Consider the following 24,348-nt stretch of genomic DNA (forward strand, 5'->3'; position numbering starts at 1 on the left):
GACGAGGGAACAGCCATGGACAGGAGGTGACCATGCCGAGCACACGCGCGAGCGCCACCGCACGGGCCGTCACGGCCGGCGCGGTCATGCTCACGTGGATCGCCCTGTTGTGGCTGCTGGAAGTCGTCGACACGGCGACGGGCCACGCCCTCGACGCCTACGGCGTCAGTCCGCGCGAGCCCGCCGAGCTGGCGGACATCGTGCCGTCCGCGTTCCTGCACAGCGGCTGGGAGCACCTGGCGTCCAACAGCGTCCCGCTGCTGGTCCTCGGCTTCATCGCCGCCCTCGGCGGGATACGCAGGTTCGCAGCCGTGGTCCTCGTGGTGATCGTGACGGCCGGCCTCGGCGTCTGGCTCACCGCGCCGCCGCACACGGTGACACTCGGCGCGTCCGGTGTGGTCTTCGGCCTCTTCGGCTATCTGCTGGTCCGCGGCTTCGTGGACCGGCGTCCGCTGGACATCGTCGTGGGCGTGATCATCGCCGCGGTCTACGGCTCCCTGCTCTGGGGAGTGCTGCCGACGGACTCCGGCATCAGCTGGCAGGGCCACCTCTTCGGGCTGACAGGCGGGGTCGCGGCGGCGTTCTTCTTCCGCCGCCCCCGCCGCGGCCAGGGACCGAACGGCTACATCACGGTGTGAGGCCTCGCACCAGGAGGTCGAGCAGCGCACAGGCGAAGAGCGCGATCCCGATGAAGCCGTTGACGGAGAAGAAGGCCCGGTTCAGCCGGGACAGGTCGTGCGGCCGCACGACCCGGTGCTCGTACACGAAGGCCACGGCGACTATCACCATGCCGATCCAGTAGAAGATCTCCGCGTCCGTCACCAGCCCGAACCACACCAGCATCGCGGTGGTCACCCCGTGGCATACCCGCGCGCCCCACAGCGCGGCCGGGATCCCGAAGCGCGCGGGGAAGGAGAGCACCCCGTGGGCCCGGTCGGCCCGCACGTCCTGGCAGGCGAAGATCAGGTCGAAGCCGCCGATCCAGATCCCGACGGCCAGCCCCAGGATCACCGCGTCCCACGACCAGCTCCCGGTCACCGCCAGCCAGGCGCCGATCGGCCCGATGGCCTGCGCGAGGCCCAGGATCGCGTGCGGGAAGTTCGTGAACCGCTTGCCGTAGGGGTAGACGACCATCGGCACGACGGCGACCGGCGCCAGCACCAGACAGAGGGGGTTCAGCAGGGCCGCGGCACCCAGGAAGACCACGAGGGCCACGATCGCGCCGGTCCACGCGGACTTCACCGTGACGGCGCCGGTCACGAGCTCCCGGCCCTCCGTCCGCGGGTTACGGGCGTCGATCTCCCGGTCGATGATCCGGTTGGCGGCCATCGCGAACGTACGCAGCCCCACCATCGCGACGGTCACGAGCAGCAGCGTGGTCCAGTGGAAGGTGCCGTCCAGCTGGAACATCGCGGTCAGCGCGGCGATGTAGGCGAAGGGCAGCGCGAAGACCGAGTGCTCGATCATCACCAGCCGCAGGAACGCGCGGGGCTTGCTCCGGGGCTGTGGCACAGCGGCGGCGGAGGCGCTCACAGGCCGTACTCCTTCCAGCGGCGGTCGACCTTCGCCGCCGTCTCCGGGTCGGACTCGACCATCTCCGGCCAGCCCCCGTCCCGGGTGTATCCCTCCTCGGGCAGCTTCCGCGTCGCGTCGATCCCGGCCTTGCCGCCCCAGAACTGCTGGTAGGAGGCGTGGTCCAGGTGGTCGACCGGGCCTTCGGTGAGCAGCAGGTCACGGGCGTAGTCGGTGTTGCCGAGCGCCCGCCAGGCCACCTCATGGAGGTCGTGGACGTCGCAGTCGGCGTCCACGACGACGATCAGCTTGGTCAGCGACATCATGTGCGCCCCCCAGATGGCACTCATCACCTTCTGGGCGTGCTTGGGGTACTTCTTGTCGATCGACACGATCGCGCAGTTGTGGAAACCGCCCGCCTCCGGCAGGTGGTAGTCCACGATGTCCGGAATGATGATCTTGAGCAGCGGCAGGAAGAAGCGCTCGGTCGCCCGCCCCAGCGGGCCGTCCTCGGTGGGCGGCCGGCCCACCACGATCGACTGCAGCAGCGGACGCTTCCGCATCGTCACGCAGTCGATCTTCAGCGCGGGGAACGGTTCCTGCGGGGTGTAGAAGCCGGTGTGGTCGCCGAACGGCCCCTCGGGCAGCATCTCGCCCGGCTCCAGCCAGCCCTCGATGACGACCTCCGCCTGCGCGGGGACCTGGAGCGGGACCGTCTTGCAGTCGACCATCTCGATCCGCTTGCCCTGCACGAAGCCGGCGAAGAGGTACTCGTCGATGTCCCCGGGCAGCGGTGCCGTGGAGGCGTACGTGACCGCGGGCGGCGCCCCGAAGGCGATGGCGACGGGCAGCTTCTCCCCGCGCCGGGCGGCGACCTGGTAGTGGTTGCGGCTGTCCTTGTGGATCTGCCAGTGCATGCCGATGGTGCGCTTGTCGTGGCGTTGCAGCCGGTAGAGCCCGAGGTTGCGGATCCCCGTCTCCGGGTCCTTGGTGTGCGTGAGGCCCAGGTTGAAGAAGGAGCCGCCGTCCTGGGGCCAGGTGAAGAGCGCGGGAAGCTGGTCCAGGTCCACGTCGTCGCCGGTCAGGACGACTTCCTGGACGGGGGCGCTGTCGCCCTTCACCTTCTTCGGCGGCAGATGGGTCACCGCCCCGAGCTTCCCGAACGCCTCACGGATCCCGACGAAGCCCTGCGGCAGTTCCGGCTTGAGGAGGCCGCCGATCTTGTCGCTGATCTCGGCGTAGGACTTCAGCCCGAGTGCCTTGAGCAGCCGCCGGTCGGTCCCGAAGACATTCATGGCCAGGGGCATGGACGCCCCCTTGACGTTCTCGAAGAGCAGCGCGGGGCCGCCCGCCTTGTTCACCCGGTCGACGATCTCGCCGACCTCCAGACAGGGGTCGACCTCAGCCTTGATGCGCTTGAGGTCGCCCTCGCGCTCCAGGGCCCGGAGCAGGGAGCGAAGATCGTCGTAAGCCATACGGTCAAGTATCGGACACCCGCTACCCTGGGCCCGTCACCGGGGGCGGTCCGTGCGCCTCCTCACCTCACCTCGGGGGATCTTGCACGATGCTCAGGGCCCTGATCTTTCTCCTGCCGCTGGCACTGACGATCTTCGCGTTCATCGACTGTCTGAACACCCCGGAGGACGAGGTCAAGCACCTGCCGAAGGTGGCCTGGGTGTTCATCATCCTGCTGTTCTGGATCGTCGGCCCGATCGTCTGGCTGGCCGCGGGCAGGACGCGCACCGCGCCCGCCGGGGGCCGCAGGCACCGCACCGCCTGGGTGGCGCCCGACGACAATCCTGACTTCCTGAAGTCACTGAAGGACGAGAACAAGAACGACGAGAACAAGAAGGACGAGAACAAGAAGGACGAGTCCGTCCTCAAGGACTGGGAGGCGGACCTCCGCCGCCGCGAGGAGGAGATCAAGCGCCGGGAGAGCGGCGCCGGGCCCGAGGACACGACTCCGCCCTCCACGTCATGAGACGGCGGGCCGCCTCACGGTGGTCATGAGGACAGCAACCGCCCCAGCCGGTCGAGCAGGGGCAGCAGGGTCCTGCGCTCCTCGGGGGTGAGGGCCTCCAGCGCACCGTGCACCACGCGCATCTCGGCGCGGATGCGATGCGCCAGCTCGGTGCCTTCCGCTGTGCGGGAGGCCACCTTGGAGCGGCGGTCGCCGGGCGCCGGGGTGCGCGTCACCAGCCCGCGGGCCTCCATGCGGCCGATGAGACCGGTGGCGTTGGACGCGTCACACACCAGGTGAGTGGCCAGCGCGCTCATGGGCATGGGCTCGTTGAGGGCGACCAGCGCCCGGGCCTGCGAGGTACTGAGACCGTGCCGGCCAGCGACGGCGGTGAGGTCGTCGTGGTGGCCACGGACGACGACTGCGAGGGGTTCCAGCAGTTCGTCCGGAGTAGGGACGGCGCGGGGTGCCGGTTCCGTCGTCATGGTCGGTCATCCTTCGATCCGTGAGCGGCGTCCGGAGGCCCGGACGCCGCCCGCCACACACCCGCACTTATTTGACATGCTCAACTTTAACCCGTTACATGAAGGTATTGCTTGAGCATATCAAGCTTCATGTTTCACGCGCCTCACGTCTCGCGTCTCGTAGGGAGCACCCTCCATGCCCTCCGTACTCTTCGTCCTCACCGGTGCCGACCACTGGACCCTCAACGACGGCACCGCCCACCCCACCGGCTTCTGGGCCGAGGAACTCGCCGCCCCGCACCGCGTCTTCACCCAGGCCCGTTTCGACATCACCGTCGCCACGCCCGGCGGGGTCACCCCCACCGTGGACAACGCCAGCCTCGCCGCCGAAGCCAACGGGGGCCAGGAGCAGGCCGACGCCGTGGCCTCGTACCTCGCCTCGATCGACGAGACGCTCCGCATCCCCGCCCGGCTCGAGGACGTCGTGCCCACGTCGTACGACATCGTCTTCTACCCCGGCGGCCACGGCCCCATGGAGGACCTCGCCGTCAGCGAGGTGTCCGGCCGGCTGCTCACCCAGGCCCTGGACTCCGGCACCCAGGTGGCCGTCCTGTGCCACGCTCCCGCCGCCCTGCTGCCCGCCCGCCGTGAGGACGGCAGCTGGCCGTTCGCCGGCTACCGCATGACCGGCTTCAGCAACGCCGAGGAGACCCAGGCCGGCTTCGCCGACAAGGCTCCCTGGCTGTTGGAGAACCGCCTCGTCGAGCTCGGCGCCGACTACACCGCCGCCGACCCGTGGGCGGTGCACACCGTGCACGACCGCACCCTGCACACCGGCCAGAACCCTGCCTCCTCCGAGCAGCTGGCCCGCGAGATCGTGGCGGCCCTGTGAGCGCCGCCGGGACCGTGCGGGAGGCTCCGGCCGAGGTCGTCGCCCGGCTCCGTGCCGCCTTCCGCACCGGCCGCACCAGGGACCTCGCCTGGCGCACCACCCAGCTGACGCAGTTGCGCGCCCTGCTCACCGAGCGCGGCGACGAACTCGCCGAGGCGCTCCGGGCCGACCTGGGCAAGAGCCGCAAGGAGGCCTACCGGACCGAGATCGACTTCACGGTCCGCGAGATCGACCACACCCTGGAACGCCTGGAGGCGTGGCTGCGGCCCGAACCCGCCCCCGTACCTGCGGTCCTCGCGGGGGCCACGGCCCACACCGTGCAGGACCCGCTCGGTGTCGTCCTCGTCATCGCCCCGTGGAACTACCCGGTGCAGCTGCTGCTCGCGCCCGTCGTGGGTGCGCTGGCCGCGGGCAACGCGGTCGTCGCCAAGCCCAGCGAACTGGCGCCCGCGACCTCCGCCGCCGTGGCCCGGCTGCTGCCGCGGTATCTGGACACGGACGCCGTGGCCGTGGTCGAAGGTGCGGTCCCGGAGACCACCGCCCTGCTCGCCGAGCGCTTCGACCACATCTTCTACACCGGCAACGGCACGGTCGGCCGCATCGTGATGGCCGCAGCGGCGAAGCACCTCACGCCGGTGACGCTCGAACTGGGGGGCAAGTCGCCCGCGTTCGTGGACCGCGACACGGACCTGAAGACGGTGGCGGCCCGGCTGGCCTCGGGGAAGTTCCTCAACGCCGGCCAGACGTGCGTCGCCCCCGACTACGTCCTGACCGACCCGGAGACCGCCCCGGCCCTCGCGGACGCGCTCGCGTCGGCCGTCGAGGGGCTGTTCGGGCAGGACCCGTCCACCAGCCCGGAGTACGGCAGGATCGTCAACCAGCGCCACTTCGACCGGCTGGTCGGCCTCCTGGACTCCGGCCGTACGGTGACGGGCGGCGCCCACGACCGGGACGAGAAGTACATCGCTCCGACCGTGCTGACCGATGTCGCCCCGGACTCCCCCGTCATGCGGGAGGAGATCTTCGGCCCCGTCCTGCCGATCCTCACCGTGGACGGACTCGACGAGGCCATCGGCTTCATCAACGACCGTGACAAGCCGCTGGCGCTGTACGCGTTCACCCACGACCCCTCCGTACGGGAGCGGCTGCTGTCCGAGACCTCGTCGGGCGGGGTGGGCATGGGACTGCCGCTGGCCCATCTGACCGTGTCGGACCTGCCGTTCGGCGGCGTCGGCGAGAGCGGCATGGGCAACTACCACGGCCGGTACTCCCTGGAGACGTTCAGCCACCGCAAGGCGGTCCTGGACACCCCGCTGGGCTGACGCCCGGACATGCCGCGAGGGCGCGACCGCACCGAAGCGGTCGCGCCCTCGCGGCTGTGCCGGTCAGACTCCGGCGTAGGAGTGCTTGCCGGTGACGAAGATGTTCACGCCGTAGTAGTTGAAGAGCCAGCAGCCGAAGGCGGCCAGCGCCAGGTAGGCCGCCTTGCGTCCCTTCCAGCCGGCCGTCGCGCGGGCGTGCAGGTAGGCGGCGTACGCGACCCAGGTGATGAAGGACCAGACCTCCTTGGGGTCCCAGCCCCAGTAGCGGCCCCAGGCGTCGCCCGCCCAGATCGCGCCCGCGATGATCGTGAACGTCCACAGCGGGAAGACGGCGGCGTTGATGCGGTACGAGAAGGTGTCCAGGGACTTGGCGGCGGGGAGCCGCTCCAGGACGGAGGTGGCGAACTTCCCGGGGGTGCCGCCGTTCGCGAGCTTGTTCTCGTAGCTGTCGCGGAACAGGTAGAGCAGGGTGCCGACGGCGCCGAGGTAGAAGACCGCACCGCAGAGGATCGCGGTGGAGACGTGGATCCACAGCCAGTAGGAGTGCAGCGCCGGCACCAGCTGGTCGCTGTCGGTGTAGAGCCAGGTGGTGGCGACCCCGAGGTCCAGCAGGACCGTGGTCACCAGGAGCAGACCGATCCAGCGGACGTTCTTCTTCAGGGCCAGCAGGACGAGGTACGCGCCGACGGCCACCGTGGAGAAGGTGATCGAGAACTCGTACATGTTGCCCCAGGGGGCCCGCTGCACCGACAGGGCTCGCGCGACGACTCCGGCCGCCTGGACGGCGAAGGCGACGACGGTCAGGGCGACCGCGATCCGCCCCCACAGGTCGCCCTTGAAGGTGCCGCCCGCGGCGCCGGGTCCGTCCGGGACGTCACGCGTCCCGGCGGCGGACCGGGTGATGACCTCGGGGCGCTCCAGCACGGCGGTACCGCCCTGCTGCGCGACCTGCACCTTCACCGTGGAGCTGCCGACGGTCGAGTCCGCCTTGAGCGCGGCGGCGGTGCGGCCGACCTTGCTGCGGCTGCCGAGCACCCACTCCGCGATGTGCGCGAAGAAGGCCAGCATGTAGACGGCCATCGACGAATAGATCAGCGTGTTGCTGGCATTCGCCAGGTTCTCGTTGGTTGCGGCGGCGAGATTCACTTCTCAGCCCCTTCGGCAGGCTCTTCGGAGGGTTGTTCGGACTCGGGTTCGGGGTGGGACGCGGTGGGCGCCACGGTGTGGAGCGCGACCGCGAGCTCGCCCAGCTCCTCGGGGAGCTTCGTGGACTCGCTGCGGCCCAGGCCGGCCATCTCCACGACGGTGACCCCGTCCGGCCCCTTCACGGCCCGCACCCACACGCGGCGGCGCTGGATGAAGAGCGAACCGGCGAGTCCGACGATGGCGGCGACGGCGCCGGTCAGGGCCCAGCCGCTGGCGGGCTGGCGCGTGATCTGGAAGCTGGCCCACTCCTCGACGCTCTCGAAGGTGATCGAACCCGCGCCGTCGGGGAGCTTCATGGTCTCGCCGGGGCGCAGCCGCTTCTTGAGCTGGTCCCCGTTGCTGTCCTTGAATTCCTTCATCTTGGACGTGTCGAGCTGGTACACGTTCTGCGGCAGCCCGGAGTCGACGCCCAGGCTGCCGTGGTAGCCGTTCAGCGCGAGGACCGGGTAGTCGAGGCCGGGGAACTGCGAGAACATCGTGCCCTGGCCGTCACCGGCGAACGTCGGTACGAAGAAGGCCTGGAAGCCCAGCTGGCTCTTCTTGCCGTTCTCGTCCTTGTAGCCGTCCATCACCTTGATCGCACCGGTCGAGGTGACGTTGTTGTCGATGGGCAGCAGGGGCACGGAGGACCGGTAGACCTCCTTGCCCCTGCCGTCCTTGACGGAGATGACCGGGGCGTAGCCGTGGGCGTTGAGGTAGACCTTCGTGCCGTCGACGACGAGCGGCTTGTTGACCTCGATGACCTTCTTCTTCACCGGCCCGTCCGCGCCCTCGGAGTACGTCACCCGGGCCTCGTAGGTCCGGGCGGTGCCGCGCTGGGAGCCGCTGCGCTCGTACGTGCCGACGAAGTCGTGCAGGTCGAAGCTGAAGGGGGCGAGGTCGTCGTTGTCGAAGAGCGAGCCGGACTTGAAGTCGTCGTACTGGGTGATCGTGTTGGCGAACCCGTCACCCTCGACGATCAGTTTGCCGCCCTCGGACTTGAATAGCTGCCCGCCGGCGAACGCGACCAGCATGACGATCAGCGCGATGTGGAACAGCAGGTTCCCGGTCTCGCGCAGATAGCCCTTCTCCGCGGCCACCGCGTCACCGGCCACGTGCGAGCGGAAGCGCCGCTTGCGCAGGATGCCGAGGGCGGCCTCGCGGACCTGCTCGGGTTCGGCGTCGGTGCGCCAGGTGGTGTAGGCGGGCAGCCGGGTCAGCTTCTTCGGGGCGCCGGGCGGGCGGCCACGCAGCTGTCCGACGAACTGGGCGGTGCGCGGGACGATGCAGCCGATCAGCGAGACGAACAGCAGGATGTAGATCGCGGAGAACCACACCGAGCTGTAGACGTCGAAGAGCTGAAGCTTCTCGTAGATCGGGGTGACGGTGGTGTGGGCTTCCTTGAAGGTCTGCACCTTCAGCTCGTCCACACTGTTCTGCGGGATCAGCGACCCGGGGATGGCGCCGAGCGACAGCAGGAAGAGCAGGATCAGGGCGACCCGCATCGAGGTGAGCTGCCGCCAGAACCAGCGGGCCCAGCCGATGACGCCCATCGCGGGCACGGAGGCGGCGGACTCCTCGCGCGGGGCGGTGGAGAGCTGCTCCCCGGCCTGGCCGAGGTCGCGCTCGTCCGTGGTGTTCGTGTTGCTCATCAGACTCAGATCCCCACAGTGAAACCGTCGGACCAGACTTGCATCTCCTGCAGGAGCGCGTCCCACGCGCCCGTCAGCAGGAGTACTCCGGTCACGATCATCATGCCGCCGCCGATCCGCATGACCCATGCGTAGTGGCGCTTGACCCAGCCGAACGCTCCGAGTGCCTTGCGGAAGGCGACCGCCGCCAGGACGAAGGGGACGCCGAGCCCGATGCAGTACGCCACGGACAGCACCGCTCCGCGGCCGGCGGTCCCCTGGTCGACGGCGAGCATGCTGACGGCGGAGAGCGTCGGACCGAGGCACGGTGTCCAGCCGATCCCGAAGAGCGCGCCGAGCAGCGGCGCACCGGCCAATCCGGTCACCGGCCGCTTGTGTATGCGGAATTCGCGCTGCGTCATCCAGGGCATCAGGCCCATGAAGAAGACGCCCATCAGGACCATCAGCACGCCGAGGACCTTGGACAGGATCCCGCTGTAGTCCTGGAGGGTCTGTCCGAAGTAGCCGAAGAGCGCCCCGCCGGAGACGAAGACGGCGGTGAAACCGAGCACGAAGAGGGAGGCGCCCGCCACGGTCCTGCCGCGCCTGCCCTGAGCGAGGTCGGTGCCGCTGACGCCGGTGACGTAGCTCAGGTATCCCGGTACGAGCGGCAGGACGCACGGCGAGAAGAACGAGACGAGACCGCCGAGCAGTGCGATGGGCAGAGCCACCAACAGGGTGCCGTTGAAGACGGTGTCGTTGAAACCGGGTGCCGCGGCCAGCTGGAGCACGGCGTCACTTCTCCGCGATCAGCGGGTCGATCATCTTCCGCAGCTTCTCCGCGTCGAGGGCGGCGAGTGTGCGTGCGGCGAGCTTCCCGTCCCGGTCGACGACCACGGTCGACGGGATGGCCTGGGGGTTCAGCGTGCCCTTCGGGAAGCGCAGGAGCAGCTTCCCGGTCGGGTCGTAGATGCTCGGGTAGGTGACCCCGAAGTCCTGCTCGAAGTTGACCGCGAGGGACTTCTGGGGGTCCCGGGTGTTGATCCCGACGAACTGGACGCCCTGGTCCGCCGTCTCCTCCGACACCTTCTGGAAGTGCTTGGCCTCGGCGCGGCAGGGGCCGCACCAGGATCCCCAGAAGTTCAGGACGACGACCTTGCCCTTGTAGTCGGTGACGTCGAGCGCCTTGCCCTCCAGGGTCGTGCCGTCGAGCTTCGGCGCGTCCGTGCGGTCGCCCTTGGCCACGGTGGAGATCCCACTGCTGCCGGTGACGAAGTTCGTGTTGCCGCCGCCACCGGCCTTGGTGCCGCCGCCACAGGCGGACAGGACCAGGACACCGGCCACGGCCGTGGCGGCGAGCAGGGTGAAGCGGCGTCGGGGTGCGCGGCCAGAGCTCATGTGAAAAGTTTCGCATGGCAGTTCCACGGATCTTGGGCACCCCCCTGGATGCCCGTAAAGCCCCTTGTCAGGCCTGTTTAAAGAAGGTGTTCCAGCCGCCTTCGGGAGACTGTCCCACCTGGAGCGTACGGAGCTTCGCGAGCACCGCCGGATCCTGTACGTCGAGCCAGTCGACGAACTGCCGGAAGGAGACGAGGCGCACATCGGGCTTGCCCGCGATGTGTTTGAGCGCGTCCTCTACGGCGTCCATATAGATGCCGCCGTTCCACTCCTCGAAGTGGTTGCCGATGTAGAAGGGTGCGCGATTCGTCTCGTAGGCGCGGTCGAATCCGGCGACGTACGCCTCGGTGGCCTGGGTGCGCCATCCCGGATAGCGGGAGGGCATTCCGTTGGTCGAGTTCTTCGACTGGTTGGCGAGGATGTTGTAGTCCATGGAGAGGACTTCGAAGGTGTGGCCGGGGAACGGAATTCCCTGCAGTGGAAGATCCCAGACGTCCTGACGCTTCTCGGGCCACACCTGACTGCCGCCGGGCGAACTCGCGTCGTAGCGCCAGCCCAGCTGCTTCGCGGTGGGCAGGAGATTGTCCTGGCCGAGCAGACAGGGCGTGCGTCCCCCCACCAGTTCCTTCCGGTAGTCGAACGGCAGCGGGTCGAGATCCTCCCAGCCGCTGTTCGTCCGCCATTCGGTGACGAACGAGATCGCCTGATCGATCTCGCTCTGCCATTGCGCGGGCGTCCAGTCGCCGACCGATCCGGAACCGGCGCAGAAGTGCCCGTTGAAATGGGTGCCGATCTCATGCCCGTCGAGCCAGGCCTGGCGTACGTACTTCAGCGTCTGCTTGACGTGGTCATCGGTGAGATAGCCGATGTCGGAGGCACCCCGGGGGTTGTTGGGCGGGCGGTAGAGGGACTTCTTCGACTCGGGCAGCACATAGAGCCCGGAGAGGAAGAAGGTCATCGCCGCGTCGTGTTCCTCGGCGAGTTCGAGAAAGCGCGGGAAGAGCCCGTTGCCGACCTCCCCTGCCCCGTCCCAGGAAAAGATCACGAACTGCGGCGGTGTCTGACCGGGTTCGAGCGGAACGGGGGCGCCGGGCTGTTTCGGCTGCTTTCCGGTGTCCGCCGTGGAGCCGTCGCCGATCAGCCTGACCTGTTTTCCGGTAGTGCCTCCGCCATTCCCGTGCGTCCCCTCCCCGCCCTTGGGGCCCTTCTCCGGATCCGTCCTGCCGCTGTCCGAGGAGCCGAGGGAGCCGCAGCCCGTCATCGACAGCGCGGCTGCGGCTCCGAGTCCGGCCCCGAGCAGCCCCCTTCGGTTCATTTCACGCATAGCGTCCCCATCTGCGGTCGTATTACCTCAAGGCCATACAAACTGGCGATGGCTTAGATGAGGCAATCAACACGACGGTTCCGCTGATAATCATAAAAATTGATGCGTGTGCAAACCCTTACAGCCGCTGCGCACGGCACACAGAACGGCGGGGCCCACGAGGCGCGCTACACCCTCGGGCGGCTACGAGCTGTCCCGCGATCCCTGGCGGGACGAGCCCTCAGGCCCCGAACGCCTTGGACTTCCCCTTGACCGGCTTCGCACCCGCGAGCAGATGCGCCGGCACCAGGTCCCGGGCGGGCTCGGTGTACCCGACGGACACGATCTCGTCACCCTGGTACGTGAAGGTCGTCAGCGAGGCCAGGGTGCACTGCCGCTTGCGCGGGTCGTGCCACAGCCTGCGCCGCTCCACGAAGCTCCGCACGATCCAGATCGGCAGCTGGTGGCTGACGCAGACCGCCTCGTGCCCGCGCGCGGCGTCGCGCGCCGCGTCCAGCGCGCCCATCATCCGTACGACCTGCTCGATGTACGGCTCCCCCCAGGACGGCTTGAAGGGGTTGGTGAGGTGCTTCCAGTTCCCGGGCCTGCGCAGCGCGCCGTCGCCGACCCCGAAGGCCTTGCCCTCGAAGACGTTGGCGGCCTCGATGAGGCGCCCGTCGGTGGCCAGGTCCACGCCGTGCGACGTGGCGATCGGCGCGGCCGTCTCCTGGGCGCGCTCCAGCGGGGAGGCCACGACATACGTGACGTCGCGCTTCTCCAGGTGCTCGGCGACCCGGTCGGCCATGCGGCGGCCGAGGTCGGACAGGCTGTAGCCCGCACGGCGCCCGTAGAGCACGCCGTCCGGGTTGTGCACCTCACCGTGGCGCATCAGGTGGACGACGGTGATGTCCTTCTCCGTGTTCTCGCCGGCCCCGCTCATGCGACGGCCTCCGACGCGGCACGGGCGGCGGCGGGCAGCGCCGCGGCGATCCGCTCCAGAGCCGTCGCGTCATGGGCGGTGGAGACGAACCAGGACTCGAAGGCGGACGGCGGCAGATACACACCCTGCTCCAGCATCGAGTGGAAGAACGCGGTGAAGCGGAAAGCTTCCTGCTTCTTCGCGTCCTCGTAGTTCCGGACGGGCTCGTCGGTGAAGAACACGGAGAACATGTTGCTCGCCGCCGACACCGTGTGCGCGACGCCCGCCTTGGCGAACGCCTCGCCCACCAGGGAACGCAGCTCCGCGGAGACCGCGTCGACCTTCGCGTACGCCGCGTCGTCGAGCAGCCGCAGCTGGGCGAGGCCGGCCGCGGTGGCGACCGGGTTCCCGGAGAGGGTGCCCGCCTGGTAGACGGGACCGGCGGGGGCCAGGTGAGCCATCACGTCGGCCCGGCCGCCGAAGGCCGCGGCGGGGAAGCCGCCGCCCATGACCTTGCCGAAGGTCATCAGGTCGGGCCGTACCCCGTCGATGCCGTACCAGCCGGCCTTCGACGTACGGAATCCGGTCATCACCTCGTCGGAGATGTACAGCGCGCCGTCGGCCGCGCAGATCTCCTTCAGTCCGGCGTTGAAGCCGTCCAGCGGCGGCACGACGCCCATGTTGCCCGGCGACGCCTCGGTGATCACACAGGCGATCTCACCCGGCTGCGCGGCGAACGCGGCGCGCACGGCCTCCAGGTCGTTGTACGGCAGCACGATCGTGTCGCCCGCCTGGGCGCCGGTCACGCCGGGCGTGTCGGGCAGACCGAAGGTGGCGACCCCGGAGCCGGCCGCGGCCAGCAGCGCGTCGACGTGGCCGTGGTAGCACCCGGCGAACTTCACGACCTTGGCGCGACCCGTGAAACCACGGGCGAGCCGGATCGCGGACATGGTCGCCTCGGTGCCGGACGACACCAGCCGCACCTGCTCCACGGGCTCGATCCGGGCCACGATCTCCTCGGCGAGCGCGACCTCGCCCTCACCCGGCGTACCGAACGAGGTACCCCGGGCGACCGCGTCATGGACGGCCGCGGTGACGTCGGGGTGCGCGTGGCCGAGGATCATCGGCCCCCACGAACACACGAGGTCGACATACTCACGGCCGTCGGCATCGGTGAGGTACGGACCCGTACCGGACACCATGAACCGGGGCGTACCGCCCACGGCCCGGAAGGCGCGCACGGGAGAGTTCACGCCGCCGGGCGTCACGAGGGACGCACGGTCGAAAAGCGTCTGCGAAACTGGGGCTTCGTATGAATACGCCACTGTTGGTCCTGATCTGCGATTCGGGGTTCGGGGGGCCTGGCCGGAATTCCCGGCCGCCGGTGAGCAGGGAGCGCGCTCTCCCCGTATGAGGCTCGTACAACGAAAGGGCGTCAGTCTCCTCGCGTCTGCAAAACTAGGGCGTCATAGGGAAAGCTCACACATGCCATGGTGTCAGAGGCATCGGCGGTCTTGCGGACAGGTGTTTCACCGCACGCCCGTGGGGGAGGTCACTGACGATGATCGGGTTGCGCGGCGGGGCTGTGTCTCCTAAGAAGTAGTCGGGTGGATGAGATATGCATCGCGGTGGCGGAGTGGGCGAAGGGACCGACGACCTGGGGCCCGAGCCTGCCCGGCGAGGACGGCACCGGCGCAAGGCGGAGCGCGAGGCCGAGCGTGCACGTGACGCGGCGGCCGGTGGTGCCGACGGTTCGGGGAGCAGGAGCAGTGGACGGGTGGGGGTGACCTACAAGTACTTCGGTGCGCCCGACGGGGCCACCGCCGCACGTGTGCCCATTTCCATGCGTCCCGAGGAGCTGGGCGGCGACGAGCTGGGCATGGGCGGCATGTTCAGCAAGATCAAGCCCGAGACGGTGGCGGCCATGGTCCTCACCGGAATACAGGGCATACCCCTGAACAAGGTCCCTCCGCTGGAGCTGGTCGTGCTCCACCCCGACTACGCGGTGGTCAAGCTGCCGATGACAGTGGTCGACCCGCTCCGGGACGTCGGCGAGGAATCGGTCGGCGCGGCGGCCTTCATCTGGTCCACGGTCCCCGACCGCGGCGGCCCGCGCGACGCGTACAACGTCTACCAGCTGCTCCACGAGTGGCAGGACTTCTCCCACCGGCTGCACGACGCGGGACACCAGGCGTACTGCCTGGTGTGGCCCTGACTGCGCGGCAACGCGTTCCTCCGGGCGGGGGGCCTCCACGCCGCACCCGCGCCGTTCGTACGCCGTGGCGGTGGCCGAGGGCACTCTTCGGCCATTCATCGGCCGAAGAGCGTGCTCCAGCCGCGCCGCCGAACGCCTCGGCGGCCCTGACCGCCACAGTGGGAAACCTCTCGCCGCCGCATCCCGCACGGTGGCATCCTGACCAGGTGAACGGACCTGAGATCACCCTCGAAGTAGCCCCTGAACTGCGGCTCTTCGTCGCCCATGACCGCCGGCTCGGACGCACTGCCGTCACGACGGACGGCTCCTCGACCCTCGGGCACGTCGTGGAGTCCCTCGGCGTCCCGCTCACCGAGGCCGGACAGCTTCTCGTCGACGGCCACCCCGTACCCGTGTCGCACATCCCCGGCGCGGGCGAACTGGTCGAGGTACGGGCGGTACGACGCCCCCAGCAGGTCCCGGGCGCACCGCTGCGTTTCCTTCTCGATGTCCATCTGGGCACGCTCGCCCGGCGGTTGCGGCTCCTGGGTGTGGACGCCGCGTACGAGAGCGAGGACATCGGCGACCCGGCGCTCGCCGCCCTCTCGGCGGAGCAGCGACGCGTCATGCTCTCCCGCGACCGGGGGCTGCTCAGGCGCAGGGAGATCTGGGCGGGGGCGTACGTCTACAGCGACCAGCCGGAGGAGCAACTCCGCGACGTCCTGGGCCGCTTCGCCCCCGCGCTCGCGCCGTGGACCCGCTGCACCGCCTGCAACGGGGAGCTCACGGAGGCGGACAAGGACTCCGTGAGCTCCCGCCTGGAGCAGGGCACGCAGGCGGCCTACGATGTGTTCGCGCAGTGCACGGCCTGCGACCGGGTGTACTGGCGGGGCGCCCACCACGCCCGTCTGGAAGCCGTCGTGGCGGAGGCCGTACGCGAATTCGGCGGGGCGGGGAGCCAGGGCGTGGCATGACGGGGCGGCACCTCAAGATCACCCTGCACGTCGTCGCGCGCCGCTGCACCGCGCGCGGCTGACGCCGTCGGCCGGCCGGCGGAACCCCGTCGCAGCCGCATGCCGCCCCGCGCTCAGAAGACGTACGTGTCCCCCGTGGACAGGGCCAGCACCTCATGCGTGTCGTTCCGCCGGTTCCGGTCGCTCGCACCGCCGTTCCACACGGTGTCCACCCGCACCACGACCTCGGCCGGCCTGCCCACGAGGCGCAGGCCGAGGGTGGTGCGCCGCGCCTCCCCGGCCACGCGCAGCGGGCCGGTCCCGCACAGCACCGTCCGGCTTCCGCCGCGCAGACAGCCTTCGGGCAGCCGCTGTCCGGCCGCGAGGGGGACGGAGAAGCGCAGCCGGACGGTGGCGTCCGCGAGCGGCGACGGCCCCCGGTTCCCGGTGTGCAGCTGGACCCTGATCCGCTCCTCGCCGAGCGAGACGCGTCCGTGGTGGGACACGTCCGCCTCGGGCGCGAACCCTCGGGACGCCGGTTCGGCCACGGCGGACAGCCCCGGGCCGCACACGACAGCCGCCACCATCGCCGCGACGGCGGGCACCTTCAGCACTGCTCCACGCATCACTCGCATGCGCCGAACATACCGATCACCCACTAATTATCCCTGGATAAAGGCTGGTTCGCGCGCCTCCCCCACCCGCACGGCCCACCGCACCGCCCTCCGCACCCGCATGGCACCCTGGCTCCATGCTCGTCGCCCGTTCCGTCGCCCTCTTCGTCGTCGCCGCGCTCTTCGAGATCGGGGGTGCCTGGCTCGTCTGGCAGGGGGTGCGCGAGCACCGCGGCTGGATCTGGATCGGCGCGGGCGTCATCGCCCTCGGCGCGTACGGCTTCGTGGCCACGCTCCAGCCGGACGGTGACTTCGGCCGCATCCTCGCGGCGTACGGCGGAGTGTTCGTCGCCGGTTCGATCGCCTGGGGCATGGTCGCCGACGGCTACCGCCCGGACCGCTGGGACGTGACGGGCGCGCTGATCTGCCTGGCCGGCATGGCGTTGATCATGTACGCGCCCCGCAACCACTGACCCACCGGCCGGAGCGCCCGCCTATCCTGGCCCCGTACCGATCAGCTGTCCGAGGAGTCCGCATGGCCGCCACCCCCATCGCCGTCATCACCGGTGCGAGCAGCGGCATCGGCGCCGCGACCGCCAGGCAGCTGGCCGCCGCCGGGTACCGCGTGGTGCTCACCGCACGCCGGAAGGACCGCATCGAGGCGCTGGCCACCGAGCTCACCGAAGCGGGCCACCAGGCGACGGCCTACGCCCTGGACGTCACCGACCGCGCGGCGGTCGACGAGTTCGCCACCGCGTTCCGGTCGCTGGCCGTCCTGGTCAACAACGCCGGCGGCGCGCTGGGCGCCGACCCCGTCGCCACGGGCGACCCGGCCGACTGGCGCCAGATGTACGAGACCAACGTCATCGGCACGCTCAACGTCACCCAGGCCCTGCTCCCCGCTCTCACCGGGAGCGGGGACGGCACGATCGTGATCCTCTCCTCCACGGCCGGTCACTCCACCTATGAGGGCGGGGGCGGTTACGTCGCCGCCAAGCACGGCGAGCACGTGCTGGCGGAGACCCTCCGGCTGGAGATCGTCGGCACGCCGGTGCGCGTGATCGAGGTCGCCCCCGGCATGGTCAGGACCGAGGAGTTCGCCACCACCCGCTTCCGCGGCGACACCGAGAAGGCCGCCAAGGTCTACGCGGGCGTCGACGCGCCGCTCTCCGCCGACGACGTGGCCGACACGATCACCTGGGCCGTCACCCGCCCCAGCCACGTCAACATCGACCTCCTGGTCGTCCGCCCCCGTGCCCAGGCCTCCAACTCCAAGGTCCACCGCACCCTCTGAGACGCCCGGCGGACCGGGGCCGGCGGGACGACCGGCACCGGCCCCGTCTCAGCCCTTCACGCACACGATCTGCTTGATCTTCGCGACGACCTCCACCAGATCCCGCTGCTGCTCCATGACCTGCTCGATCGGCTTGTATGCCGCCGGGATCTCATCCAGGACGCCGGAGTCCTTGCGGCACTCCACGCCCCGGGTCTGCTCCTCCAGGTCGCGCGTCGTGAAACGGCGCTTGGCCGCGTTGCGGCTCATCCTCCGACCGGCGCCGTGGGAGGCCGAGTTGAACGCCTTCTCGTTGCCGAGGCCCTTCACGATGTAGGAACTCGTTCCCATGGAACCCGGGATGATCCCGAACTCGCCGGTCCCTGCCCGGATCGCGCCCTTTCGGGTGACCAGCAGGTCCATGCCCCCGTACCGCTCCTCCGCGACGTAGTTGTGGTGGCAGGAGATCTCGCGCTCGAAGACCGGCTTCGACTTCTTGAACTCCTTGCGGACCACGTCCTTGAAGAGCGCCATCATGATCGCTCGGTTGTACTTGGCGTACTCCTGGGCCCAGTACAGGTCGTTCCGGTACTCGGCCATCTGCGGAGTGTCCGAGATGAAGACCGCCAGGTCTCGATCGACCAGTCCCTGGTTGTGTGCCAGCCCCTGAGCGATTCCGATGTGATGTTCGGCCAGCTCCTTGCCGATGTTCCGGGATCCGGAATGGAGCATCAACCAGACCACCCCTGCCTCATCGAGACAGAACTCGATCATGTGATTTCCCGATCCGAGCGTTCCCATCTGCTTGGTGGCACGCTCCTGACGGAATTTGACCGCATCGGCAATCCCGTCGAACCGCGACCAGAAATCGTCCCAGCCGCTGGTCGGGAAGCCGTGGAGCTTTCCCGGGTCGACGATGTCGTCGTGCATCCCCCGGCCCACCGGAATCGCCTGCTCGATCTTCGACCGGAGCCGCGAGAGGTCGCCCGGCAGGTCGTTGGCCGTGAGCGACGTCTTCACCGCCGACATCCCGCAGCCGATGTCGACGCCCACCGCGGCCGGGCAGACCGCTCCGTGCATCGCGATCACCGAGCCCACGGTCGCGCCCTTGCCGAAGTGGACGTCCGGCATGACGGCGAGGCCCTTGATCCAGGGCAGCGTGGACACGTTCCGCAGCTGCTGCATCGCGACGTCCTCGACCGACGCCGGATCCGCCCACATACGAATGGGAACCTGCGCACCCGGTACCTCTACATACGACATAACCCCTCGATTCCCCCGAAAAGACTGAAAGCGCAAAACTGGTGCCGAGGTCGGCATAAAGGTCGGCCGACCGGCATTCACAGCGGCGCGTGCGATAGACATTGTGTCCATCGGCCGCTATCGAGCGGCAACCTGTTTTCGTACCGAAGGGAGCCTGGGACCGTGCGACACATGGCGTACGTACCCGGCGTCGCGCTTCTCGTGGCGCTCGTCGCCGGCTGCAGCGCCGGCTCCGAAGCCGACGACCCCGCCGCCGACAGCAAGCCCGGCAGCCCGACGGTCACGGCCGCGCCTCCCGGGAAGTACCGGACGCTGCCCGAATCCTGCCGTGCCGTACCGCGTTCCACCCTCAAGGACCTGCTGCCGGGCACCGCCGACATGCCGGAGGAGCAGCAGGAGAAGGTGTACGAGGGCACGGCCACCGTCACCTACGACACCGACCGCAAGGTCGGCTGCCGCTGGAAGTCGGATGCCCCGGACGCCTCCCGGAACCTGTCCATCGACTTCGAGCGCGTCGTCTCGTACGACCCCTCGGTGAGCGATGACAACGCCGCCCGGGAGGTGTACGCGACGAAGGAGGACGCCGCCGCCCTCCCCGCGTCGGCCGGTACCACCCCCCGTGAGAAGCCCAGCGGGTCGGCCTCCGCGTCGCCCGGTGCCACGCCGTCCGGTTCCCCGAGCGGCACGGCCTCCGCCACGCCGTCCGGCGGCTCCTCCGCCGACCCGTCCGGCAGCACCACCGGCGCCGACCCCGACCAGGACCTCCGGCCACGTCTGCTCGACGAGCTCGGGGACGCCGCGTTCCTGGACGATGCGCTCACCCGGGCCGGTTCCACCGCACAGCACCGCACCGTGAGCGTGGTATTCCGCACATCGAACGTCATCGTGACCGTCCAGTACACCGAGCAGCCGGCCCGCGTCACCGAGGTTCCCGACAGCAGGGAACTGCAGGAGAAGGCCCAGGCCCTGGCGCGGAAACTGGCCGAGACCCTCAGCGACTGACCGGCCTCCCGGAGGGCCCCGGCCGGGGCCCTCCGCCCACGTCGGGGATTCCGGCCGAAGGCGGCATCCGGGCGCGGTCCGTCGTACCGTGGCCCCCGACCGACTACGACCGGCCGACTGCGGCCGGCCGCCGTACCGCCCGACCGTTGCAACCGCCCGACCGCCGTACCGCCCGACCGTCCGCACGACCGAGACCGCCGTGCCGTCCGAGTGAAGGAACCATGCACCGATCAGCCCCGCGACTGTCCCGCATACTCGCCTGCGCCGCCGTTCCGGTGATGCTCGTCGTCGCCGGCTGCTCGTCGGACTCCGGCGACGCGAAGGCCTCGGCCTCCCCGAGCGCGACGAAGACCGAGCCGGTCGTCGAGCCCGCGAAGTTCGCCACGCTGCCCGACGCCTGTACGGCGATCGCCAAGAAGACGATCGAGGACCTGGTCCCGAAGACCAAGAACAAGGGCGGTACCCCGGGCAAGTCCAGCGACACCGCGAGCCGCGGCGGCTGCTCCTGGAACGGCCTGGACGACAACGGCGTCAAGGGCTCGCAGTACCGCTGGCTCGACGTCGGCTTCACCCGCTTCGACTCCGACCAGTCCCTGGGCAGCGGTGCCGAGCGCGCGACCGCCGAGTACACGAAGCAGGTCTCCAAGGCACAGGCGACCGACGGCGCCGAGAAGCCCGTGGCCAAGCCCGCCACCGGTCTCGGTGAGCAGGCCACGTCCGTCACGTACGCCCTCTCCAAGTCGAGCGAGGACTTCGAGTACGCGACGATCGTGGCCCGCACGGAGAACGTCGTCGTCAGCGTCACCTACAACGGGGCCGGGTTCGCGGGCGCCAAGACACCCTCCGCCGCCGACATCCTCAAGGGCGCCCAGAAGGCCGCCGAGGAAGCCGTCGCAGCGGTCGGGGCCGACAAGAGCGCGGACAAGCCCTCGGCCTCCCCCTCCGACAAGGCGTCCGACAAGGCGTCCGACGAGGACTCGGACAAGGCGTCGGACAAGGCGTCCGCCAAGACGTCGGCCAAGTCGTCCGCGAAGGCCGTCAGCAAGTCCTGATCCGCCCCGGCAGGAGCGCGAACACCCCTGCCCGGAGGTGCCTTTCCGAAGCCCGGTGCTCCCACGAGTACCGGGCTTCGGCCCCTCCCCACGCAACACGCCCGCCCGGCATGTGCCAGGCTGTGCCCGCGCCGGGTGCCGAAGTGGAGCCGGTTCATCGAAGTGGGGAGGGGATCGCGGGTGGCCGCAATGCAGCTGACACGCACACACCGCGTACTCATCGGGGTCGTCGTCGCGGGCGCCGTACTCATCGCGGCGATCGGTTTCGCGGGCTCGTACTCCGCCGTGCGCGAACTCGCGGAGGAGAAGGGCTTCGGCGAGTTCTCGGTCGTCTTCCCGATCGGCATCGACGCGGGCATCTGTGTCCTGCTCGCGCTGGACCTGCTGCTGACGTGGATGCGGATACCCTTCCCGCTGCTGCGTCAGACCGCCTGGCTGCTGACCGCGGCGACGATCGCCTTCAACGGCGCCGCCGCCTGGCCCGACCCGCTGGGCACCGGCATGCACGCGGTGATCCCCATCCTGTTCGTCGTCGCCGTCGAGGCCGCGCGGCACGCCGTCGGCCGGATCGCGGACATCACCGCCGACAAGCACATGGAGGGCGTCCGCCTCACCCGCTGGCTGCTCTCCCCGGTCCCCACGTTCAAGCTGTGGCGCCGGATGAAGCTGTGGGAGCTGCGCAGTTACGAGCAGGTCATCAAGCTCGAACAGGACCGGCTGATCTACCAGGCCCGTCTCCAGGCGCGCTTCGGCCGCAACTGGCGCCGTAAGGCGCCTGTCGAGTCGATGATGCCGCTGCGTCTGGCGAAGTACGGTGTCCCGCTCGCCGAGACCGCCCCGGCCGGCCTCGCCGCCGCGGGCATCGAGCCGGCCCTGCTGCCGCCGGCCCCGGCAGCCGTGGAGGCCGAGCAGCACCCTCAACTCTCGTACGTCCCGCAGGAGCAGGAGCAGGAGCAGGGCCAGGGGCAGCGTCAGCCGTACCCGCAGCGGGAACAGTACGACCCGGCCGACCAGCAGCAGTACCCCCATGAGGACCCCGGCTCGCACGACAGCCCCTGGTTCGCGGCCTCCAGGGTCCTGGACGAGACGTACGAGGGCGCGTACGACCCGGATTACGACGAGGGCATGGAGCCCGCCCCGGTGATGATCCCCTCGGGGGCCGGCAACCGGACCCGCCCGCTCGGCAACGTGGGCACGATCGGCGCGTTCCCGCATCCCCGCTCGGCGGAACCGGAACCGGAACGCCCCGAGCACCCGCAGGAGCCGGAACAGGGGCAGGACGTGGCGCAGGAGGCCGATCCTGCCGAATGGGCCGAGGCCGAGGCCCAGTTCAGCAAGCTCGCCTACGAGGCGTACGCCGAGTACACCCACCAGCACCAGACCCACCCGAGCGCCGAGGCGCTCGACATAACCCTCTCGGACGTCCATGACGTCCATCACCCGCGCAGCGCCGCCCTGCTCCGTCGGCTGCTGCCCGGCTTCAAGCAGCGCTTCGACAACGAGATGGCCGCCGACCACATCGCGTAGAGGCGGGAGCGGACAGAGAAACGGGCGGGCCGCTGAGCGGCCCGCCCGTCCTCACTTCACCGGTGTCACGCCCCGAGCAGCGTCCGTACCCGGTCCGCCCCGACCGCCAGGAGCAGCGTGGGCAGGCGCGGCCCGGTGTCCCGGCCGACGAGCAGCCGGTACAGCAGCGCGAAGAAGGAGCGCTGGGCCACCTTCAGCTCGGGCGTCGGCTTGGCGTCGGGCTCCAGGCCCTCCAGCACCTTCGGTACGCCGTAGACGAGCGTGGTCAGCCCGTCCAGCGACCAGTGCGAGTCGAGCCCTTCGAGCAGGAGCCGCAGCGACTCGCGGCCCTGCTCGTCCAGGGAGCCGAGCAGTTCCTTGTCCGGCTCGTCGCGGACGATGGTGCGGGCCTCGGCCGGGACCTGGGTGGTGATCCAGTTCTCGGCGCGGTCCAGCCGGGGCCGGGCCTCGTCGAGCGAGGTCAGCGGGTTCTCCGGGTCCAGCTCGCTGAGGATGCGCAGCGTCTGGTCCTCCGCACCGGCGGTGATGTCGGCGACCGAGGCGAGCGTGCGGTACGGCAGCGGGCGCGGGGTGCTGGGCAGCTCCCCGGCGGCGGTGCCGACGGCACGGGAGTACGCGGCGGCGTCGGCGGGCAGCACCGTGCCGTCGGCGACCTTGCGGGCCAGCGAGTCCCACTCGTCGTAGAGCCGCTGGATCTCCTGGTCGAAGGCGATCTTGAAGGACTGGTTCGGCTTGCGGCGCGCGTACAGCCAGCGCAGCAGCGGCGCCTCCATGATCTTCAGCGCGTCGGCGGGGGTCGGCACGCCGCCCTTGCTGGAGGACATCTTCGCCATGCCGGAGATCCCGACGAAGGCGTACATCGGGCCGATGGGCTGCACCCCGTCGAAGATCTCGCGGACGATCTGCCCGCCGACGACGAAGGAGGAGCCCGGCGACGAGTGGTCGACGCCGCTGGGCTCGAAGATCACGCCTTCGTAGGCCCAGCGCATGGGCCAGTCGACCTTCCAGACCAGCTTGCCGCGGTTGAACTCGTTGAGCCGGACCGTCTCGGCGAAGTCGCAGGCCGAGCAGGTGTAGTTCAGCTCGGTCGTGGCGTCGTCGTAGGAGGTGACGACGGTGAGGTCCTTCGCGCAGTTGCCGCAGTAGGGCTTGTACGGGAAGTAGCCGGCCGCGTTGGAGCTGCCGTCGTCCTCGCTCGCCGCGCCGGAGCCCTCGGCGGCCTCCAGCTCGGCCTCGTCGACCTTCTTCTGCTGCGGCTTCCTGCCGCCCGCCGCACCGTCCTTCTTGGTGCGGTAGCGGTCCAGGACGGCGTCGATGTCGGCCCGGTGCCTCATCGCGTGCAGGATCTGCTCGCGATAGGTGCCCGCCAGATACTGCTCCGTCTGGCTGATGCCGTCGTACTCGACGCCGAGCTCGTCCAGGGCCTGGGTCATCGCGGCCTTGAAGTGCTCGGCCCAGCTCGGGTACGCCGACCCGGCCGGGGCGGGCACCGAGGTCAGCGGCTTGCCGATGTGCTCCTGCCAGGTGTCGTCGACGCCCTCGACGCCGTTCGGCACCTTGCGGTAGCGGTCGTAGTCGTCCCAGGAGATCAGGTGCCGCACGGTGTACCCGCGGCGGCGGATCTCGTCGGCGACCAGGTGCGGGGTCATGACCTCGCGGAGGTTGCCCAGGTGGATCGGGCCCGACGGGGAGAGGCCGGAGGCGACGACGACCGGTTTGCCAGGCGCACGTCGCTCCGATTCGGCGATGACATCGTCCGCGAAGCGGGAGACCCAGTCGGTCTCGGTGCTGCTCTGACTCGAAGCCACGGTCGGCACGTCCTTCTCTCGTGTAGGACTCGTAGGGGACGCCCACGAGGGGCGCACCCATTCTCCCAGGTACCAC

General features: G+C 69.8%; 24 protein-coding genes. 11 read left to right on the top strand and 13 right to left on the bottom strand.

Going from position 1 to position 24,348, the window contains the following annotated elements; translation table 11 throughout:
• The first annotated feature begins 32 nt into the window (after positions 1 to 32).
• On the top strand, positions 33 to 638 hold the full coding sequence (locus ACFYQ5_RS25930; protein ID WP_389200854.1) for a rhomboid family intramembrane serine protease: 606 nt from the start codon (positions 33 to 35) through the stop codon (positions 636 to 638).
• Here ACFYQ5_RS25930 and mqnP read toward each other — a convergent pair.
• Both mqnP and ACFYQ5_RS25940 read right to left on the bottom strand, forming a co-directional pair.
• The gene (mqnP, locus tag ACFYQ5_RS25935) at positions 628 to 1,533 is read right to left on the bottom strand and encodes a menaquinone biosynthesis prenyltransferase MqnP (protein WP_389200855.1); all 906 of its coding nucleotides are present in this window, start codon (positions 1,531 to 1,533) and stop codon (positions 628 to 630) included. The genes ACFYQ5_RS25930 and mqnP overlap by 11 nt on opposite strands.
• Positions 1,530 to 2,987 carry a menaquinone biosynthesis decarboxylase gene (locus tag ACFYQ5_RS25940; RefSeq protein WP_389200857.1) on the bottom strand — a complete coding sequence of 486 codons (1,458 nt, stop codon included), beginning with the start codon at positions 2,985 to 2,987 and terminating at the stop codon, positions 1,530 to 1,532. The genes mqnP and ACFYQ5_RS25940 overlap by 4 nt, the downstream gene beginning before the upstream one ends.
• A gap of 89 nt (positions 2,988 to 3,076) precedes the next feature.
• Here ACFYQ5_RS25940 and ACFYQ5_RS25945 point away from each other — a divergent pair, with 89 nt between their 5' ends.
• Positions 3,077 to 3,493, top strand: coding sequence for a PLD nuclease N-terminal domain-containing protein (locus ACFYQ5_RS25945; RefSeq protein ID WP_389200859.1), 417 nt, complete (start codon positions 3,077 to 3,079; stop codon positions 3,491 to 3,493).
• A 23-nt stretch (positions 3,494 to 3,516) separates the two neighbouring features.
• Here ACFYQ5_RS25945 and ACFYQ5_RS25950 read toward each other — a convergent pair whose 3' ends face one another.
• Positions 3,517 to 3,957 (bottom strand): MarR family winged helix-turn-helix transcriptional regulator, encoded by a 441-nt coding sequence (locus tag ACFYQ5_RS25950; RefSeq protein WP_389200861.1) that lies wholly within the window; start codon positions 3,955 to 3,957, stop codon positions 3,517 to 3,519.
• A gap of 175 nt (positions 3,958 to 4,132) precedes the next feature.
• On the opposite strand from ACFYQ5_RS25950, the gene ACFYQ5_RS25955 reads away from it, so the two are divergent.
• A complete protein-coding gene (locus ACFYQ5_RS25955; protein WP_389200862.1) occupies positions 4,133 to 4,828 on the top strand; it encodes a type 1 glutamine amidotransferase domain-containing protein in 696 nt (231 codons plus the stop codon).
• Positions 4,825 to 6,150: an aldehyde dehydrogenase family protein gene (locus ACFYQ5_RS25960; RefSeq protein ID WP_389200863.1), complete on the top strand. Its 1,326-nt coding sequence runs from the start codon at positions 4,825 to 4,827 to the stop codon at positions 6,148 to 6,150. The genes ACFYQ5_RS25955 and ACFYQ5_RS25960 overlap by 4 nt, the downstream gene beginning before the upstream one ends.
• A 63-nt stretch (positions 6,151 to 6,213) precedes the next feature.
• Here ACFYQ5_RS25960 and ccsB read toward each other — a convergent pair whose 3' ends face one another.
• From ccsB to hemL, 7 genes are all read right to left on the bottom strand, one after another.
• Positions 6,214 to 7,296, bottom strand: coding sequence for a c-type cytochrome biogenesis protein CcsB (ccsB, locus tag ACFYQ5_RS25965; RefSeq protein ID WP_389200865.1), 1,083 nt, complete (start codon positions 7,294 to 7,296; stop codon positions 6,214 to 6,216).
• A complete protein-coding gene (locus ACFYQ5_RS25970) occupies positions 7,293 to 8,987 on the bottom strand; it encodes a cytochrome c biogenesis protein ResB (RefSeq protein WP_389200866.1) in 1,695 nt (564 codons plus the stop codon). The genes ccsB and ACFYQ5_RS25970 overlap by 4 nt, the downstream gene beginning before the upstream one ends.
• Before the next feature lie 5 nt (positions 8,988 to 8,992).
• Complete coding sequence (locus ACFYQ5_RS25975) at positions 8,993 to 9,757, bottom strand: cytochrome c biogenesis CcdA family protein (RefSeq protein WP_389200868.1); 765 nt, start codon at positions 9,755 to 9,757, stop codon at positions 8,993 to 8,995.
• Between the two features lie 4 nt (positions 9,758 to 9,761).
• Entirely contained in the window at positions 9,762 to 10,364 is a 603-nt protein-coding gene (locus ACFYQ5_RS25980; RefSeq protein WP_389200870.1) for a TlpA family protein disulfide reductase, read from the bottom strand.
• 67 nt (positions 10,365 to 10,431) lie between these two features.
• On the bottom strand, positions 10,432 to 11,688 hold the full coding sequence (locus ACFYQ5_RS25985; protein ID WP_389200871.1) for a hypothetical protein: 1,257 nt from the start codon (positions 11,686 to 11,688) through the stop codon (positions 10,432 to 10,434).
• 220 nt (positions 11,689 to 11,908) lie between these two features.
• Entirely contained in the window at positions 11,909 to 12,607 is a 699-nt protein-coding gene (locus ACFYQ5_RS25990; protein ID WP_389200873.1) for a histidine phosphatase family protein, read from the bottom strand.
• Complete coding sequence (gene hemL, locus ACFYQ5_RS25995; protein ID WP_389200875.1) at positions 12,604 to 13,911, bottom strand: glutamate-1-semialdehyde 2,1-aminomutase; 1,308 nt, start codon at positions 13,909 to 13,911, stop codon at positions 12,604 to 12,606. The genes ACFYQ5_RS25990 and hemL overlap by 4 nt, the downstream gene beginning before the upstream one ends.
• 293 nt (positions 13,912 to 14,204) lie before the next feature.
• Between hemL and ACFYQ5_RS26000 the strand changes: the two genes are divergently transcribed.
• Positions 14,205 to 14,801 (top strand): hypothetical protein, encoded by a 597-nt coding sequence (locus ACFYQ5_RS26000; RefSeq protein ID WP_389200877.1) that lies wholly within the window; start codon positions 14,205 to 14,207, stop codon positions 14,799 to 14,801.
• Positions 14,802 to 15,007: 206 nt separating this feature from the next.
• Positions 15,008 to 15,754, top strand: a complete 747-nt coding sequence (locus ACFYQ5_RS26005; RefSeq protein WP_389200878.1) for a Mut7-C RNAse domain-containing protein — start codon at positions 15,008 to 15,010, stop codon at positions 15,752 to 15,754.
• Between the two features lie 113 nt (positions 15,755 to 15,867).
• Here the strand turns inward: ACFYQ5_RS26005 and ACFYQ5_RS26010 are convergent, their stop codons facing one another.
• Entirely contained in the window at positions 15,868 to 16,368 is a 501-nt protein-coding gene (locus tag ACFYQ5_RS26010) for a hypothetical protein (protein WP_389200880.1), read from the bottom strand.
• Positions 16,369 to 16,484: 116 nt separating this feature from the next.
• On the opposite strand from ACFYQ5_RS26010, the gene ACFYQ5_RS26015 reads away from it, so the two are divergent.
• Together ACFYQ5_RS26015 and ACFYQ5_RS26020 are read left to right on the top strand one after the other, a co-directional pair.
• Entirely contained in the window at positions 16,485 to 16,820 is a 336-nt protein-coding gene (locus ACFYQ5_RS26015) for a YnfA family protein (RefSeq protein ID WP_099177679.1), read from the top strand.
• Positions 16,821 to 16,882: 62 nt separating this feature from the next.
• Entirely contained in the window at positions 16,883 to 17,641 is a 759-nt protein-coding gene (locus tag ACFYQ5_RS26020; RefSeq protein WP_389200881.1) for an SDR family NAD(P)-dependent oxidoreductase, read from the top strand.
• A 48-nt stretch (positions 17,642 to 17,689) separates the two neighbouring features.
• On the opposite strand, the gene ACFYQ5_RS26025 is transcribed toward ACFYQ5_RS26020, so the two are convergent.
• Positions 17,690 to 18,883: an RtcB family protein gene (locus ACFYQ5_RS26025; protein ID WP_389200882.1), complete on the bottom strand. Its 1,194-nt coding sequence runs from the start codon at positions 18,881 to 18,883 to the stop codon at positions 17,690 to 17,692.
• 171 nt (positions 18,884 to 19,054) lie between these two features.
• Here ACFYQ5_RS26025 and ACFYQ5_RS26030 point away from each other — a divergent pair, with 171 nt between their 5' ends.
• The 3 genes from ACFYQ5_RS26030 (at position 19,055) to ACFYQ5_RS26040 (ending at position 22,464) form a co-directional block, all read left to right on the top strand.
• Positions 19,055 to 19,885 carry a DUF3558 domain-containing protein gene (locus ACFYQ5_RS26030; protein WP_389200884.1) on the top strand — a complete coding sequence of 277 codons (831 nt, stop codon included), beginning with the start codon at positions 19,055 to 19,057 and terminating at the stop codon, positions 19,883 to 19,885.
• Between the two features lie 221 nt (positions 19,886 to 20,106).
• On the top strand, positions 20,107 to 20,937 hold the full coding sequence (locus tag ACFYQ5_RS26035; RefSeq protein ID WP_389200885.1) for a DUF3558 domain-containing protein: 831 nt from the start codon (positions 20,107 to 20,109) through the stop codon (positions 20,935 to 20,937).
• Between the two features lie 180 nt (positions 20,938 to 21,117).
• A complete protein-coding gene (locus ACFYQ5_RS26040) occupies positions 21,118 to 22,464 on the top strand; it encodes a DUF2637 domain-containing protein (protein ID WP_389200886.1) in 1,347 nt (448 codons plus the stop codon).
• Positions 22,465 to 22,529: 65 nt separating this feature from the next.
• Here ACFYQ5_RS26040 and lysS read toward each other — a convergent pair whose 3' ends face one another.
• Positions 22,530 to 24,281, bottom strand: coding sequence for a lysine--tRNA ligase (gene lysS / locus ACFYQ5_RS26045; protein ID WP_389200887.1), 1,752 nt, complete (start codon positions 24,279 to 24,281; stop codon positions 22,530 to 22,532).
• Positions 24,282 to 24,348: the final 67 nt, after the last annotated feature.

It is taken from the genome of Streptomyces sp. NPDC005794 (assembly GCF_042871445.1).
Lineage (GTDB): Bacteria > Actinomycetota > Actinomycetes > Streptomycetales > Streptomycetaceae > Streptomyces.